The 16369-nt window shown below is 71.4% G+C and carries 14 protein-coding genes and 1 pseudogene; 3 read left to right on the forward strand and 12 right to left on the reverse strand.

Annotated elements, in window-relative coordinates; genetic code table 11:
• Positions 1 to 40: 40 nt before the first annotated feature.
• Positions 41 to 802, reverse strand: coding sequence for a MerR family transcriptional regulator (locus DXZ73_RS04170; RefSeq protein WP_116209667.1), 762 nt, complete (start codon positions 800 to 802; stop codon positions 41 to 43).
• 604 nt (positions 803 to 1406) lie between these two features.
• Here DXZ73_RS04170 and DXZ73_RS04175 point away from each other — a divergent pair.
• Positions 1407 to 1679 (forward strand): annotated as a pseudogene (locus DXZ73_RS04175) (macro domain-containing protein); the annotation flags it as partial.
• Between the two features lie 664 nt (positions 1680 to 2343).
• Here the strand turns inward: DXZ73_RS04175 and DXZ73_RS04180 are convergent.
• Both DXZ73_RS04180 and DXZ73_RS04185 read right to left on the reverse strand, forming a co-directional pair.
• Positions 2344 to 2898: a hypothetical protein gene (locus DXZ73_RS04180; protein WP_162890018.1), complete on the reverse strand. Its 555-nt coding sequence runs from the start codon at positions 2896 to 2898 to the stop codon at positions 2344 to 2346.
• Positions 2899 to 3068: 170 nt separating this feature from the next.
• Positions 3069 to 4058: a helix-turn-helix transcriptional regulator gene (locus DXZ73_RS04185; RefSeq protein WP_116209669.1), complete on the reverse strand. Its 990-nt coding sequence runs from the start codon at positions 4056 to 4058 to the stop codon at positions 3069 to 3071.
• A 118-nt stretch (positions 4059 to 4176) separates the two neighbouring features.
• Between DXZ73_RS04185 and DXZ73_RS04190 the strand changes: the two genes are divergently transcribed.
• Both DXZ73_RS04190 and DXZ73_RS04195 read left to right on the forward strand, forming a co-directional pair.
• Entirely contained in the window at positions 4177 to 5121 is a 945-nt protein-coding gene (locus DXZ73_RS04190; RefSeq protein ID WP_116209670.1) for a Gfo/Idh/MocA family protein, read from the forward strand.
• Positions 5122 to 5153: 32 nt separating this feature from the next.
• A complete protein-coding gene (locus tag DXZ73_RS04195; protein ID WP_116209671.1) occupies positions 5154 to 7466 on the forward strand; it encodes an ATP-binding cassette domain-containing protein in 2313 nt (770 codons plus the stop codon).
• A 95-nt stretch (positions 7467 to 7561) separates the two neighbouring features.
• Here the strand turns inward: DXZ73_RS04195 and DXZ73_RS04200 are convergent, their stop codons facing one another.
• From DXZ73_RS04200 to DXZ73_RS04240, 9 genes are all read right to left on the reverse strand, one after another.
• Positions 7562 to 8389, reverse strand: a complete 828-nt coding sequence (locus DXZ73_RS04200) for a VOC family protein (protein ID WP_116209672.1) — start codon at positions 8387 to 8389, stop codon at positions 7562 to 7564.
• A gap of 21 nt (positions 8390 to 8410) precedes the next feature.
• Positions 8411 to 10114, reverse strand: a complete 1704-nt coding sequence (locus DXZ73_RS04205; protein ID WP_116209673.1) for an MFS transporter — start codon at positions 10112 to 10114, stop codon at positions 8411 to 8413.
• 74 nt (positions 10115 to 10188) lie between these two features.
• Positions 10189 to 10629: a VOC family protein gene (locus tag DXZ73_RS04210; protein WP_162890019.1), complete on the reverse strand. Its 441-nt coding sequence runs from the start codon at positions 10627 to 10629 to the stop codon at positions 10189 to 10191.
• Between the two features lie 246 nt (positions 10630 to 10875).
• Entirely contained in the window at positions 10876 to 11373 is a 498-nt protein-coding gene (locus tag DXZ73_RS04215) for a GerMN domain-containing protein (RefSeq protein ID WP_162890020.1), read from the reverse strand.
• On the reverse strand, positions 11370 to 12779 hold the full coding sequence (locus DXZ73_RS04220; RefSeq protein WP_338059109.1) for a HAMP domain-containing sensor histidine kinase: 1410 nt from the start codon (positions 12777 to 12779) through the stop codon (positions 11370 to 11372). The genes DXZ73_RS04215 and DXZ73_RS04220 overlap by 4 nt, the downstream gene beginning before the upstream one ends.
• A 38-nt stretch (positions 12780 to 12817) precedes the next feature.
• Positions 12818 to 13510 carry a response regulator transcription factor gene (locus tag DXZ73_RS04225; protein WP_116209677.1) on the reverse strand — a complete coding sequence of 231 codons (693 nt, stop codon included), beginning with the start codon at positions 13508 to 13510 and terminating at the stop codon, positions 12818 to 12820.
• 100 nt (positions 13511 to 13610) lie between these two features.
• The gene (locus DXZ73_RS04230; RefSeq protein ID WP_240351167.1) at positions 13611 to 14189 is read right to left on the reverse strand and encodes a GerMN domain-containing protein; all 579 of its coding nucleotides are present in this window, start codon (positions 14187 to 14189) and stop codon (positions 13611 to 13613) included.
• Positions 14190 to 14236: 47 nt separating this feature from the next.
• A complete protein-coding gene (locus DXZ73_RS04235; protein WP_116209678.1) occupies positions 14237 to 15484 on the reverse strand; it encodes an acyltransferase family protein in 1248 nt (415 codons plus the stop codon).
• A 46-nt stretch (positions 15485 to 15530) separates the two neighbouring features.
• A complete protein-coding gene (locus DXZ73_RS04240; protein ID WP_116209679.1) occupies positions 15531 to 16361 on the reverse strand; it encodes an SGNH/GDSL hydrolase family protein in 831 nt (276 codons plus the stop codon).
• Positions 16362 to 16369: the final 8 nt, after the last annotated feature.

A 16369-nucleotide genomic window follows, 5' to 3' on the forward strand; every position in this document is an offset into this window, starting at 1 on the left:
CAGGGCCGCCGCACCCCCGTGGCGGCGGCCCGGTCCCGGCTCAGCGCAGCCGAGTTGCGGCGTACGCCTCGATGGCGGCCCGCTGGTACGCGGCCAGGCCCGGCGCGATCGACTCGTACGCCGCGCGCCAGTGCTCGTTCTCCACGCAGCAACGCCCGATCGCGCGGTACTCCTCGGCGGTGGCTGCCCGGCTCCGGGCCAACGTCCGGTACTGGATGTCGATCTCGGCCTGCACCGCGTCGGCGTCAGCGGGCAGGCCGGTGGCCAGCAGCTCCGCCAGCCGGATCATCTGCGCCGTGCGCTCGCGCTCGTCGGCCTCGATCTCGGCCTTGCTCAACGCCGCGGTACGCCGCTCGACGGCCCCGACCAGCTCCGGGAAATCGCGTAGGACCTTCATGCACTGGGCAGGCCGGATGCCCTCGAACAGATTCTCCGGCCGGCTGATGCTGATCATGTCTGTGCCGTCCTTCCTGGACTGCTCCAGTTCGGTGATCGTGCGGGCGACGGTGCCGACCAGGGCATCCAGCCGTTCGCGCTCGGCGAGCAACCGGCGGTAATGGCCCCGCAGGGCCTCCAGCTCGTCGACCTGCGCGGCCAGGATCCGGCCGATCTCGGGCAGCCCCAGGCCCAGCGCCCGCAGCACGAGAATCTGCTGCAGCCGCAGCAGTTGGCGCTCCTCGTAGTAACGGTGGCCGTTGGCCCCGATCCAGGCCGGCGGCAGCAGGTCGATATCGTCGTAGTGCCGTAGTGTCCGGGCCGTCACACCCGACATCCGGGCGACCTCCGCGATCGGCCAGGCCATCGCCGCCTCCCTCGCACGTGCTTCACCGGGCCGGAACCTCCGGCCCTGCTCAAGACGGTAGAGGCTTCCGCTGCGGCAGGTTCAAGCCCGGCTCTCAGCTTCTTACGCGCCGATCAGCGGCCGCACGGACGGTGATCACGATCGGCCTGCTTGCAAAACCCGGCGCTGTCGAAACTCGTGAACATTTTCGCGAACAGAGCCGTCGAGCCGCCGCCCACACCGCATCTGCCGCCCGCAACTCCTTATTCCTGAGCATCTGGCCGTCGGCACCTCCCGTGCCCGCACCTCACCACCAGAACGTCAAGAATCGGGCAAGTCACCCGAGCGGCGCGACCGCCCGCAGACGCGCACCGCGTTGTCTCAGCCGCCGCCTCGCCCTTTCCATTGCGTCGAGAACGGTGAGCCGGAGCACAGCAAGATCGCGCCGAACACCGTGAGCCAGGCAGTCCCCAAACGCAGGAACCCCCGTCGACGCCTACTCGACGGGGGTTCCTCACCTGTCGCTTTCTCTCACGTGCGTCTCACCAACACCGTCGACGCACGTGGACTACATGACCCCGACCTGCTCAAACGGCCAGAACGGGGGCTCAGGAGTGGGTAAACGCTTCACACCGTGGGCCCGGTGTGGTCCGCCACCGAGGACCGCTCGGAGCTCCACGCCTCCTGCTACCGAGAGTCGCTGCGGGTCGCCGACGAACTGGGCGCCCGGACGGTCGCTTTCCCGGCGCTCTCCACCGGCATCTACGGATGGCCGATGGACGACGCGGCACGCATCGCCGTGGAAGAGGTCCGCACCGCGGACACAGCCGTGGAAGAGGTCCGTTTCGTCCTCTTCGACGAGGCCGCCTACGAGGCCTTCACCGCGCAGGCGCACTGACGACCAAGCGGAAGATCGATGGAAGCGTTGGCCCGTGGCTGCTCACACGGCCAGCGCCGGCTCCTGGGCCCCCAGGGAGACGGAGCCTCGTCACTACCCAAGCCAGCAACTTCTCGCGCCGCTCCTCCGGAGTCGAAGCGTCCCACCACTCCGCGTAGGTCGGGACGGGGCAATCACAGACCCCGCCCGCACAGTCCACCACGTGCCTCTGCACGGACACCCACTTCTCAACAGACTTGGCCGCAGATGCCTTCGTCAGCTCCTCCCGATCCCGCACCACCTCCCCGAGAAGCCGCGCGCACTCGACGGCGGAAACTTGCCCCGACTTGAACTCCGCCTCGAGCTACGCCATACGACTGTCCAAAGCCGCTACCTTCAGCGCTCTCGAACCGTCGGCAACTGTCCTGCGCTCCTGGACAGGGAGAGCACCTGCCTGGAACTTGAGCCACCGAAGCAACCTCTCGCGAAGAACAAGGCAAGATCGTCATGCGTTTACGGGCGATCTCGATCAACTGGCTGATACACAAGCCAATTTTCCGCCCTGACGATGCGATGCCGACCGTTTCACGTGGGCACTTCGGCGTCGACTGTCCGCTGGGGCGGGGAGTCGCCCCGCCCCAGCCTCAACGCCCACCCTCGCAGTCTGGGGGCAGGCGCGGTGTGGTCAGCGCTTCAGCCCGCCGGTCCTGATGTCGTCGAGCTTGTAGGTGAGGCCGATGACGTCGTTCCCGTACATCTCCAGCGCGAGGCCCATTTCGTCCGCACTGTAGGTGCCGTTACGGATGCCCTGCTGAATCCTCTTCAGGTTCGCCTCGGCGAAGCGCAGTTTCCGTTCGGTGTCCGGGATCTGGGAGGCGTCCCATGCCTTGCCTTCGCGGAGTTCGTCGTACTTGCGGGTCAGGCCGGTGACGTCCTTGCCGTACATCTCCAGCGCGAGGGCGTAGCGGTCGGCGTCGAGGGTGCCGTTACGGATCCCGCGCTGGATGCGGTCGAGGTTGGCCTTGGCATGAGCCAGGTGCTTTTCAGCCTGCTTGATCAGGGCCTTTCGGTCCGTCGCGGGCTTGGCCTGCGCGGTGTGCTCGGCGGGTGTCTTCACCGCGGGTGCGGTTGCTGCCTGGGCTGCTCCGGCACCGAGTACGGCGATGAATGCACCGGCGCCGAGGGCGATAGCGGCGCGGTTGTTCATTCGGGCCGCTTTTCGGGTTGCTCGATTGGACAAGGCTCTCTCCTCATTGCTGGCCAATTACCTGACCCGCGGCTCCTGTTCGGGGCCGAATACCAAACGGGATCTCCGGGGGTCTGGAGCGACATTACGATCGCAATAGGTCGTGGGATGTCCCATTCAGTAACCATTGGCCCGTCGGGTCTCACCTGGCCCTTTTCTGCGCCTTACCCCGTACTGGTTCCGGGTTCGGCGGAGAGCAGGAGCAACGTCCGCTCCGCGGCTGCCTTGAGGTGGGTGAGGACCGCCGGGTCGGCGTCGAGGGCGGTGGTCTTGTCGAGGGCGGCGAGGAGTTGGGTGATGCGGTGGAGGGAGTCGCCGGAGAGGTCGACGGTGCAGGTGTCGGCATCGAGAGGGGTGACACGTTCGGGGAGGCCCTGAGTGCGGGCGAGGACGGTGTCTGCGGGGGCGGCGACGGTGGCGACGGCCCGGTAGCGGGCGGGCGCGGTGGCGATCTTCGCGGCGACATAGGCGGCGGGGTCGGGTGCGGGCAGTGCGCGTGGCGGGACGCGGTGGCCGGTGGGGGTGGGGTCAGTGATGCGGTCGAGGCGGTAGGTGCGCCAGTCGTCCTGGTGGGTGTCGTAGGCGACGAGGTACCAGCGGCCTGCGGCGGGGACGAGGCTGTGGGGTTCGACGCGCCGGGGGCCGGGGGTGCCGTGGCGGGTGGTGTAGTCGAAGGTGACGATCTCGTGGTCACGGCAGGCGGCGGCCAGCAGGGCCAGGGTGGCTGGGTCGGCCTGGGCGCGGGATGCGCTGCCGTAGGTGACGGGTGCGGTGGTGGCCTGCTGGAGGGCCGCCACTTGGGTGCGCAGCCGGCCGGGGAGGACCTGTTCGAGCTTGGCGAGGGCGCGCAGGGCGGTTTCCTCGATGCCGGTGACGTCGGTGGTGGCGGTGCGCAGGGCGACGACGATGGCGACGGCTTCGTCGTCGTCCAGGAGCAGGGGTGGCATGGCGGTGCCGGCGGCGAGGCGGTATCCGCCGCAGCGGCCGGTGGTGCCCTCGACGGGGTAGCCGAGCTCGCGCAGCCGGTCGATGTCACGGCGGAGGGTGCGGGTGGTGACGCCGAGCCGGTCGGCGAGCTCCGTACCGGCCCATTCGCGGCGGGTCTGGAGGAGCGAGAGCAGGCGGAGCATCCGGGCGGGCATGTCGGTCGTCATGCCTCCACTGTGACTCCGTATGCGGACGAGTCGTGTCCTAAAAGGCTCCTAGCGTGGGATTTGCCGGAGGGAACGAACCAGATCATTCCCTCGTATATCGCCAAGGAGATGTGTCGCCATGAAGATCGGACTGCTGGGGACCGGATTCGCCGTCGCGCATGCCGGCGTCTACGCCGCGCGTCCCGACACCGAGGTGGTCGTCCATGGGCGCAACCCCGAGAAGCTCGCGGTGTTCGCCCGGAACTTCGGCTTCGCCACCACCACGGATCTCGACGCCGTTTACAGCGATCCGGAGATCGACCTGGTCGATGTGTGCCTGCCGACCGCCCTGCACAAGGAGCACATCCTGCGGGCGCTGGCCGCAGGCAAGCATGTGCTGTGCGAGCTGCCCATCGCCCCCACCGTCGCGGAGGCCGAGGAGATCGTCCGGGCCGCGGAGGCGAGCGACAAGCAGGTGTTCATCGACATGTTCATGCGGGTGCATCCGGCCGTGCGGCACCTGCACCGGGTGATCCGGGACGGCTCGCTCGGCGAGCTGCGGACCCTGCGCTCGTACCGCAAGGCCGGCCCGGTCTGGGGGCCGGTGGATCTGGGGCTGGACCGGCTCGCGCTGGAGGTGATGCTCTCCGACCTGGACTACACCGTCGCCGCTCTCGGCCTGCCGCGGGAGATCCACGCCGCCGGCGTCGGTGCAGGCGACGGGCGGGCCGCAGCGGAGACGGTGCTGCGCTACGACGACGTGGTGGTGGAGTACACCGCCTCGTCGATGGTCCCCGTCTCCTACGGTGTCACCCACGGCTTCGAGGCCACGTTCACCGGCGGCGTCCTCGAACTGCACGAGCGTCCCTTCGAGCGCACCGGCCCGGTGATGCGCCTGGCCGAATACACGCCGGCCGGCTCCCGTGACATCGACCTCGCTCCGGCCGACAACTACGCCGCCGCGATCAGCCACGTCCTGGACTGCCTCACCAGCGGCACCGAGGACACCCTCCTCACCCCACGTGCGGCCACGGAGGCGCTGCGCCTCGCGCTCGACATCGACCAGGCCCTCACACAGTCCTGACCGCCCCCGCACCGCCTGCCAGGAGCACCGCCATGCACAGCAATCCCCGTCGTGACGAGCACGGCATCGTCATCACCCATGCCCGCGAGCACAACCTCAAGGACGTCTGCCTGACCATCCCCAAGGGGGTGATCACCGTGTTCACCGGCGTGTCCGGGTCGGGCAAGTCGTCGGTGGTCTTCGACACCATCGCCGTGGAGTCCCAGCGGCAACTGAACGAGACCTTCCCCACGTTCGTCCGCAACCGCCTGCCCAAGTACGAGAAGCCCGAGGCCGACGGCATCCGCCACCTCTCCCCCGCCGTCGTGGTGGACCAGAGGCCCCTCGGCGGCGGGGCCCGTTCCACGGTGGGGACGATGACGGACATCGCCTCGCTGATCCGGCTGCTGTTCTCCCGCGCGGGAGAACCGTCGGCGGGCATGTCGACGGCGTACTCCTTCAACGACCCGTCCGGCGCCTGCCCGACCTGCCAGGGGCTGGGCCGCACCGTCCAGCTCGACCTGGACCGTTTCTTCGACAGGAGCAAGTCCCTCAACACCGGGGCCCTGCTCTTCCCGCTGTTCAACGTCGGGGGTGTGCAGTGGACGCTGTTCACCCGCTCCGGGCTCTTCGACAACGGCAAGCCGCTGCGCTCGTACACGAAGAAGGAGTGGCAGACCCTGCTGCACGGCAGCGCGGACGGCGAAGTGAAGATCGAACTCGCCACCCGCAAGGGCACCCAGAACGTCACCTACGAAGGCGTCGTCGACCGGTTCAACCGCCTCTATCTCAACCGGGACCTTTCCACACTGTCGAAGCGGACCCGGGACGCGGTGGAGGAGTTCACCACCGACGCCGACTGCCCCGACTGCCGGGGTGCCCGGCTGAACGCGGCCGCCCTGCGCACGAGGATCAACGGGCTGACCATCGCCGACCACATGGCCATGGAGATCATCGACCTGATCGGCGTCCTGGAAAAGGTCGGTCACCCACTGGGCACCCCGATCGCGAAGGCCGCGATCGAGGGGCTGCGGCGGATCGACGACATCGGGCTGGGCTATCTGCACCTGGGCCGCGAGACGGCGTCCCTGTCCGGCGGCGAGGGCCAGCGGCTGAAGATCGTGCGCAACCTGGGCTCCAGTCTCACCGGCATGACGTACATCTTCGACGAGCCGTCCACCGGCCTGCACCCGCGCGACGTGAACCGGGTGGGCAAGCTGCTGACGCAGCTGCGGGACCAGGGCAACACGTTGCTGATCGTCGAGCACGACCGGGACGTCATCGCCCTGGCCGACCACGTCGTCGACATGGGGCCCGGCGCGGGGACGCGCGGCGGGCAGGTGGTCTTCGAGGGGAGCGTGGCCCGGCTGCGCAGGGCCGGTACGCTCACCGGCCGGCACCTGGGCCGCACGCTGCCGCTGAAGACCGAGGTCCGCATTCCCACCGGGCACCTGGCCGTCACCGGCGCGAGCCGCCACAACCTCAAGGACGTCTCCGTGGACATCCCCACCGGAGTGCTGGTCGCGGTCACGGGCGTGGCGGGATCCGGCAAGTCCACCCTGATCTCCGAGGTGTTCACCGAACACCACCCGGAGGCCGTCGTCATCGACCAGAGCGCCATCGGTTCCAACTCCCGCTCCACACCCGCCACCTGGCTCGGGATCATGGACACTGTGCGCAAGCTCTTCGCCGACGCGGGCGGCGTGCCCGCCGGGCTGTTCAGCTTCAACTCGACCGGCGCGTGCCCTGCGTGCGGCGGGAAGGGCAGCATCACGGCGGACATGGCCTTCGCCGATCCCGTCACCACGGTGTGCGAGGCCTGCCGCGGCCTGCGCTACAGCGCCGAGGCCCTCGCCCACACCCTGCGCGGCAGGACGGTCACCGACGTCCTCGCGCTGACCGCCGAGGAAGCCCGCGCGTTCTTCACCGGACGGGGCGAGAAGAGTGTGCGGGCGGCGCTGGAGACGCTCGTGGAGGTCGGGCTCGGCTACCTCACGCTCGGGCAGCCCCTGTCGACCCTGTCCGGAGGCGAACGCCAACGGCTCAAGCTCGCCGGGCATCTCGGCAGCCGCAGCGGCATCTACGTGATGGACGAGCCCACCACCGGCCTGCACATGGCGGACATCGACACCCTCCAGCGGCTGCTGGACCGGCTCGTCGACGACGGCAACACCGTCATCGTCATCGAGCACAACCTCGATGTCGTCAAGCGGGCCGACCGGGTCGTCGACATGGGCCCGGAGGGCGGACGGCACGGCGGACAGATCCTGTTCACCGGCACCCCCGCCCAGTTGCTCGAGCATCGCACGTCCCACACCGCCCGGGCGCTGCGGCAGGACCTGCGAGGCGGCTCAGGGGACGGTTGAAGCCTCCGGGCAGGATCCCCTGCCCAACGTTGGTCGCCGTTCCGAGGACCAGACCCGCCATCGCGCGGACGAGCGCGATAGCGGGCACACGATTGTCAGCCCTGTGCGGGCGCGGTGGGCATGGCGAAGAGGCCGAAGCGGTTGCCGTTGGGGTCCTTCAGCCGGGCGAAGGCGAGCCCGTCGGGGTTGCTGTCCGGGCCGTGCTCGACGGCGGCGCCGCCGGCCGTGGCCTCGGCGACCATGGCGGGAACGTCGGTGACCAGGAACGACGGCATCACGTAGTCGGCGCCGCCCGGGCCGCAGGAGTGGTCGTACATGCCGCCCGAGGGCCACTCGTTTCCGGTGAAGACGTTGTAGTACGGCTTGCCGCCCGTGCTGTCATCCTTCTCGAACCGCCAGCCGAACGCCTCGCGGTAGAAGTCCTGCGTGGCCCCGGGGTCGGTGGTGCCGATCTCGAACCAGGCGAAGCCGCCCGGGGCGGGGGCGTAGGCGGCCTGCTCGAGGTGCTCCTCGGTGGCGGCCGCACGCTCCTCCAGCTTCTGCGAGGAGGTGCGGGAGAAGAGGGCGAAGGCGTTGCCGAGCGGGTCCCGGAGCCGGGCGAAGACGGTGACGTCGCCGACCGCGGTCGGGGGGACGACGACGGTCGCGCCCAGCCTCTCCAGCCGCTCGACGTCATCGTGGACATCGGCGGACAGGACGGAGAGGTTGATGACCTCGCCGCCGGTGCCGCCCTGCTCGATCGCGCCCATGGGCCACGGTGCGCCCGGGGCGATGATGCGGGTGTAGGTACGTCCGTCGGTGGAGGAGTCGGGGTCGACCTCGAAGTCCCAGCCGAGCACGGGACCGTAGAAGTCCTGTACGGCGTGGGAGTCGGCGGTGCCGATCTCGAACCAGACGACGGATCCGGGGAACATGAAGCTCATGACGGAGCTCCCTTCGTGATGTCAGGCCGTGGTGAGGGAAGTCGAGGAGGTCCGCTCCTGGTCCGGGCCGGGTTCCGACTGGCGGACCTTGCGGGGCAGGGCGAACATCAGCAGGAGGGCGACGGTGACGAGCCCGGCGACGTACAGGACGGTCTCGCCGACCGTGTCGGTGTAGGTCCGGGCGTTGGCCTGCGCTCCCGCCTTCCGCAGGGCGTCCGCGGCGCGCGGGTCCGTCTGCGCGGAGGCGAGTGCCGCACAGCTGGCCGGTGTGCTGGCGGGGTCGGTCTGGGAGGCACGGTCCCGGTGGCACACCGAGAACGCGGTCACCGCACGGTCGGCCTGGTCGGGAGCGAGGGAGGTGGCGGCCAGGTCGCTACGGAGCCGGTCGGTGACGTCGTCGTTCGCCGCATGACCGGGGAGCAGGCCGAAGAAGACGACGGCGACCAGAGCCGCGCCGAAGGCGCTGCCGAGCTGCCCGGCCGTGGCGGTGACACCGGAGGCGGAGCCCGCGTCACGGGCGGGGACGTCGGTCAGGACGGTGTCGGTCAGCGGGGCGACGATCATTCCCATGCCGAGTCCGAAGACGGCCATCGGCCAGGCCATCTGCCAGTAGCCGATCGCCGGCCCGGCCGCGCCGGTCTGCCAGGCGAACAGCAGTAGCCCCACGGCCATCAGGACGGCACCGGCCTGCAGGACCGTACGGCCGAACCTCGGCACCAGCGCGCCCATGGCCAGCCCGGCGCCGATCATGACGGCGGCGGAGAACGGCAGTCCGGCGAGTCCCGCGCGCAGGGCGCTGTAACCGAGGCCGATCTGGAGGTAGAGCATCCAGGCCAGGAAGAAGACGCTCAGACTGAGCGTGATCAGCAGCTGCACGCCGATGCCGGCGCTGAAGCTGCGGGCGGTGAAGAGGCCGGTCGGCATCAGCGGGCTGTCGTCGCGCGCGGTCTTGGTCCGCTGGTGCACGACGAAGACGGCGAGTACGGCCGCGCCCGCGGCCATCATCACGAAGCCCCATGCCGGCCAGCCCAGCGAACGGCCTTCGGTGAGCGGGTAGATGACCATCAGCAGACCCAGCGCCGCCAGGCCCATGCCGGCAAGGTCCAGGCGCGGCGGCCGTTCGGCCTTCGACTCGCCCATCGCACGGGCGGCGACGATCAGGGCGGCCAGGCCGATGGGCAGGTTGATCAGGAAGATCGGCCGCCAGGACAGACCGAACAGGTCGGCCTGGACCAGGACGCCGCCGAGGACCGGGCCCAGGATGGTGCCGACGGCGGTGATCGCGCCGTGGATGCCGAAGACCTTGGCCCGCTCGCCCTTGGGGAAGGCTACGTGCACGGTCGCCAGGACCTGCGGCACCATCAGGCCCGCCATCGCGCCCTGCGCGACGCGGGAGGCGATGAGCATGGGCGCGTTGACGGCCAGGCCGCACAGCAGCGAGGCCGCGGTGAACCCGGCGATGCCCAGCAGGAACAGGCGCTTGCGGCCGAAGATGTCGCCGAGCCGCCCGCCCGTGATCAGCAGCAGGGCGAAGGTCAGCGCGTACCCGGCGACCGTCCACTGCACGGCGGTGTAGGAGGCGCCGAGGTCCTCCTGGAGGTGCGGGATCGCGACATTGACGATGGTCACGTCGATGACGTCCATCAGCGTGCCGGCCAGCAAGGCGGTCAGGGCGAGCCAGCGGCGGGGATCAGGGGGTGCGTGGGAAGTGGCAGGGGGATTCATCGAGGTGCTCCTGAAGGGGTGATGCTGACGGCTGCGCGGGCGCGGGGACCTCACGTCCCCGCGCGTCAACGGGCTCAGCCGGTGCAGCAGTTCATCTCCCAGATCACGCCGAAGCGGTCCTGGACGATGCCGTAGACCGCACCCCAGGGCTTCGGCTCCAGCGCCTCGTACACGGTGCCGCCCTCGGCGAGCTTGTCGAACGCCGCCTTCTGCTCGGTGAGTTCGGTGTGCTGGAGGCCGATGTGGAGGTTGTTGCCGGTGACCGGGCCGTTCTTGGCGGTCGGGTCACCGAAGCGGTCGGCGACGTTGAGGCCGCTGCCGTCGGGGAACCGCAGCGCGGAGTAGACGACGGTGCGGTCCATGCCCGGTACGTCCGCCAGCCCGGGGAGGTGCGAGGCCAGCATGCGGCGCTCGGCGAGCTCTTCGGCACCGAGGGCGTCCGCGTAGAAGGCGAGGGCGTCGAGCGCGTTGTCGCAGTAGATCATCGGGGTGGTGAAGAGGGTCTGCTCGGCCATGACGGGCTCCTGGTGGTGTCGGGGGGATCCCCGGGAATCGGTAGTGGCCCAAGGGGCCTCTCCGGGGTACGGAACGACCATAGGAAGCCAATAGGTCAATCCATGACCTATTGATCAAAAGCGCTGGTCAGCAGCCCGAAAACCACGTTTCAGGCCGGGAAATGTCCTAGGGGTACGGCATGCGCGCCGAGCGCCTCGGCGTCAGGGCGGACGATTGCAGCGGAAACGGCACCGACCGCGCCTCGGCTACTGTGCGCACGTCTCCCCGGCAGGTTCGCCGCCCTCCGCCCGGTGCAGTCGCACGCGGATGCCCTCCGGTCCGGCGCCGGGTGCCGTCACGGCATCGGCCGCCGTGCAGACCAGCTGTCGCAGGGCGGTGCGGTTGGCCGTCCAGGCCGGTGGGAGGTGCACGTCCACGGTGCCTCGCTCCCGTGTGACGGCGGTCGGCGCGGGAGTTCCGGGCGGGATGAACGTGACCAGGCCACGGGTGCGTTCGGCCGGGTCGGGGCCCTGGGCGAGCCGGTCCATGGCGGCCTGGGGCGCGTCGGGGCCGTCGTAGGGGCGGGAGACGCGTTCGAGGCCGACGGAGGAGGAGAAGTAGAGATGGAGGACGGCGGCCGGACGTCGGCCCGGGAGCGGCAGTCCGGAGGCGGGGGCGCCGGCCCCGGTGGGGCCCGTGTCGGCGATGCCGCAGCCGGTCAGAGGCGACAGGGCCAGGACGAGGGCGAGCAACTGCCCTCTCACACCGGCTCCCAGGGAAGCGTGAGGGTGAACACCGCGCCGCCGCCAGGGGCGTTGGCCGCGGTGAGGGTGCCGCCGTGGAGGCGGGCGTTCTCCGCGGCGATGGCGAGGCCCAGGCCGCTGCCCTCGCTGCGGGTCCGGGCCGCGTCGCCTTTGGTGAAGCGGTCGAAGACGTGCGGCAGGACGCCGGCCGGGATGCCGGGACCGCCGTCGGTGACGGTGACGACGAGCCGGTCGTCCTCGGCGCGGGCCCGGACGTCCACCGGTACGGACGGGCCGCCGTGGCGCAGGGCGTTGCCGATGAGGTTGGCGAGGACGACGTCGACGCGCCGCGGGTCGAGGCGGGCGCGCAGCCCGGACGGTACGTCGGCGCCGACCCGGTCCTGCCAGTGCCGCAACGCGAGTGTCTTGCCGACGAGTTCGCGGACGTCGATCTCGTCGAGCTCCAGGACGGCGGCGCCGGCGTCGAACCGGGAGATCTCCATCAGGTCCTCGACCATGCGGACGAGCTTGTTCGTCTCGTCGGCGACCAGTTCCAGCGCCTCGGCGGTCTCGGGTTCCAGGCGTCCGGACGCGGCGTCCTGGTCGAGGACGCCGGTGACGGCGGTCATCGCGGCGAGCGGTGTGCGCAGTTCGTGGGAGACGTCCGCGGCGAAGCGGCGGGCCCGGGCCTCCATGGCGCGCAGCGTGGCCGCGTCGGCCTGGAGGGTGGCGGCCATGGTGTTGAACGTGCGGCCGAGGTCGGCCAGTTCGTCGTCGCCGGTGACGTCGATCCGGGTGTCGAGGGCGCCGGCGGCCATGTTCTCGGCGGCCGAGCGCAGTTGCCGTACGGGGCGCAGGACGCGGCGGGCCGCGAGCAGTGCCGGGACGACGGCCAGCAGGACGACGGGCAGGGCGCCGGCCCGCGCGGCCGCGACGAGGGCGGCGACGTCGCGCTCCTGGCCGGCGAGGGAGAAGGACGCGTAGACGACCAGGCCCGAAGGTTCGGCCGACCGGTCGGCGCGGGTGACCGGGAGGGCGACGGCGAGCCAGGGCTCGTCGGCGTGGTGGAAGCGCTGGACGACGGCGGTACGGGCCGCCGCGGCCGCGTCGCGCAGCCGGTCCGGCAGGACGGGCGCGGGATCCCCGGCGGAGACGGGACCGCCGTCGCGGTAGGCGGCCGCGGTGCGCCAGTCCCGGGATCCTCCGGCCCGGTCGAGCTGGAGGGTCAGGGCGCGCAGGTCCGTCTCGGCCGGGGCGGCGGGCAGGTCGGGGGCGAGGGAGCCGACCTGGGCGCGGAGGTCGTGGACGGCGTCGTCCCGGGCGCGGTCCAGGATCGCGGTCCGGGCCTGGCGGAACGTCAGAGCGGCGGCGGCGAGCGCGCTGACCGCCGCGACCAGGAGGAACACGACGACGAGGCGGGTGCGCAAGCTTCTGGGGACGAGGCGGCGCGGGAAGCGGCGGCGTCTCACAGCGGTCCGAAGCGGTAGCCGAAGCCGCGCACGGTCTGGACGTAGCGCGGGTTCCGCTGGTCGTCCTCGATCTTGGCGCGCAGCCGTTTCACGCACGCGTCGACGAGCCGCGCGTCGCCGTAGTAGCTGTGTTCCCAGACCTCTTCCAGGAGCTGCCGGCGGCTGAACGTCTGCCCCGGGGAGGCCGACAGGAACAGCAGGAGCTTCAACTCGGACGGAGCGAGGGTGAGTTCGTGGCCGTGCTTGCACACGCGCACCGCCGAGGCGTCGACCTCCAGATCGCCGTGGGTCAGGGGTCCGTCGTGGTGGCCCGCGGCGGGCTGTCTGGGGGCGACGCGGCGCAGCACCGCGCGCATGCGTGCCTCGATGACCTCGGTGCCGGCGGGCTTGACGATGTAGTCGTCGGCTCCCGCCTCCAGGCCCACCACGACGTCGATGTCGTCGCCGCGGGCGGAGAGGATCACGATGGGCACCTGGCCGGCCTCCCGGATGCGCCGGCACACCTCCAGGCCGCTCATGCCGGGCAGCATCAGGTCGAGGAGGACGATGTCCGGCGCGAACGGGGCGAGCGACTCCAGGCCGTCCTCGCCGGTGCCGACCGCCTCCGTCTCGTGGCCGTTGCGGCGCAGCCCCAGGGTGACGCCGCGGCGCACGGCGGGGTCGTCCTCGATCAGCAGGACGCGTGTCATGGACCGGCCCTCTCCTCTCGCTCGTCGGCGTGGCCACCCTCTCCCGCCGGGCGGCGCAAAAGGGTGGATACAGGTTGAACATATCCATTCGGACGGTGCGTCAGCGGGTCCTGCGCGGCGCTCCCACCGGGGCGGCCGCGCCGGTCTCGTCGCACATCACCGGCCACGGTCCGCCGGACAGCCCCGACTCGTGGATCCGGACGACCACGTCCGCCGGCCGTTTCCCGCCCGGGATCCCCGGCGCCGCGGCGGCCGTGCACACCAGCTGGTTCACCGCCGTCCGGTCCAGTTCCGACACCAGCCACGGCAGGTACAGGTCCACCGTCCCCGGTGCCGTCGACTCGGCCCGCACCCGGTGCGTCCCGGCCGGCAGGGCGGTGACCAGCCCGCGCGCCCGCTCGTCCCGGGTCGGACCGGCCAACAGCTCGTCCAGTGCCTGCTGCGGTCCGGCGCCGGCGGGCGCGGGGCGTGCGGCGGGCCAGCTGCCGTTCGGGGCGACGAGGTACACCCGCACCGGGTGAGCGGCACCGGCCGTTCGGGCCCCGCCGGCCGGAGCGCCGTCCGCCGTCGGTCCGGTGTCGGGGACACCGCAGGCGGCGAGCGCCAAACACGCGAGCAGGGCCGCGCCGGCGGTCCGGGCCGTCCGCCGCAGCGGTCTGGAAGGGGCCTTTGTCGGCATGCGCCCAGTCTCCCCGCGGACCGGGCCGGACTCCTCGCACCCGCGTCTCACGGCGCGGTCAGCCGTCCGATGTCCACGGTCCCGGCGCCGGGATGCGGCTGCGGTACGGCCGTCCACACACCCGCCGCGACGGCGAGGGCGGCGGCGAGCGCCAGAGCGCCCCGCCGCCCGGTCGCCCACCGCGCCCGGAGCCGGACCGGATCCTCCACCAGGATCTTCGTCGCCCACGCGGCCAGCAGCGACACCCCGATCGCCACGGCCGTGCGGCCCCACCCGCCGACGCCGAACACCGTCCGGGGCAGCAGCAGGTACAGCGGCCAGTGCCACAGATACAGGCTGTACGACAGCTCCCCGAGCCGCCGCGGGACCGTACTCCCGGCCAGCCGTCCGGCACGGCCGTCCGGGGACTGGGCGAGCAGCCCGATCAACAGGGCGCAGGCCAGAGAGTGCGCGAACAGGCCGCCCTGGAAGAGGCCGGGCGCGTTCTGGCCGTCCGTCAGCACCCAGGCGGCGCCGAGGCCGCACGCCAGCACGGCGCACACCCCGTCCGACGCCGGTCCCGGGACGCGGGCGAGCAGCCGCCGGACCGGCGCCGTGGCGGCCAGCGCGCCGAGCAGCAGCGCGAACGCCCGGGTGTCGGTGCCCTCGTACGCGCGCGTCGTGTCCACGGCGTCCCCGTGGACGACCATCAACGCGAGCGAGACGAGCGCCCCCGCACCCGCGAGGACGGCCACCCGCCCCTGACCGCCCCGGCCCCGCCCGGCCAGCGTCACAGCCACCGGCCAGGCCAGGTAGAACTGCCACTCGACGGCGATGCTCCACAGGTGCGCGAAGACGCGGGTGCCGGAGGCGTTCCAGTACCCGATCTGCTCGGTGACGAAGTGCCAGTTCACCGCCTGGGCCGCGACCCAGGGCGCGTCGTCGAGCGCGAAGAGCAGAACGGACGGCGCTCCGAACGCCCAGGTGAGCAGGAGGGTGACGACGCCCACGACACCCAGCGCGGGCAGCAGCCGGCGGGCCCGTCGGCCCCAGAACGCGGCCAGGGCGATCCGGCCGCGGTTCGCCGTCTCCCCCAGGAGCAGGCCGGTGATCAGGAAGCCGGACAGCACGAAGAAGAGGTCGACGCCCAGGAAACCCCCGTCGAGGTGCCCCGCGTGGAAGAGCAGGACGGCGAGCACGGCCAGTCCGCGCAGGCCGTCGAGCGGGGCGATGCGGGCGGTACGGGCCGCCGGGTCGTGAGCGGGCCCGGGGCGGCGGTGGGAGCGGGATGCGGGCGCGGGCACAGATACGGGCATGGGCGGTCCAGGTGGGGTGGCGGGAGGGCGTGCGCGGTGCTCCGGCTCAGCGGCAGCCGAGCTTGCCGTACCGCTCGTCGGCGGTCCACGAGCCGGTCGCCCACTTCGCCGGGTCCGCCGGAGCGAACCCGTACGCCGTGCCGAGCTGCTGCGTGAACCACTTGGCGAAGGCGGCGGAGCCCTGCTGGCACGAGTGGATGCCGTCGGACGACCGCTGGGCCTTCCCGGCCCCGGCATCGGTGCCCCACAGCGCGGAGGAGTCGAGGAACCGCGCCTTGCCGCCGCTGCGGTCGGCAGCTTCCTTGGCCGCCTTCGGCGCGCTCTCGATCGCGCCCGTGTACTTCTTGTAGAAATCGTCGATCTTGAATGGCGGAGCCGAGACGATCACCAGCTCGGCACCGGCGTCCCGCGCGGTCTTCGCGAGCTTCTCGTACGAGGCACGCTGCTGCTCGGCGCTGCCCCAGTCGTAGGTGGTGATCTGGTACGCAATCACGTTCGGGCGGAAAGACGCGATGTTCTTCGCGAGATCCTTCCACGTCCCCTCCGCGATCTGCCCGGCCGTCCTGTCGCCCTCGACGACGGTGCCGCCGCCGTCGGAGGCCGCGTTCTTGAACTCCACACCGCTCGCCTTCAGCGCCGCCTCCAGAGGCGGGGCCTCGGCACCGGCGATGGAGTCGCCCATCCACAGAACCTTCTTGCCCGTCTGCGCCGCCGAGGTGCCGCCGGTCTTCGAGCCGCTGCCCTTCTCGTCCCCGGCTCCGCAGCCGGTGAGCGCGGCACCGGTCACCGCCGTGGCCGCGAGGAGCGCGGCAAGCGCGGTCCGGCGGTGGCGGCGGGAGAACGGGTGGGTCTGGTGGGGAGTGATGTCCTTGTCCATGCCTGCAG

The organism is Streptoverticillium olivoreticuli subsp. olivoreticuli (genome assembly GCF_003391135.1).
Classification (GTDB): domain Bacteria; phylum Actinomycetota; class Actinomycetes; order Streptomycetales; family Streptomycetaceae; genus Streptomyces; species Streptomyces blastmyceticus.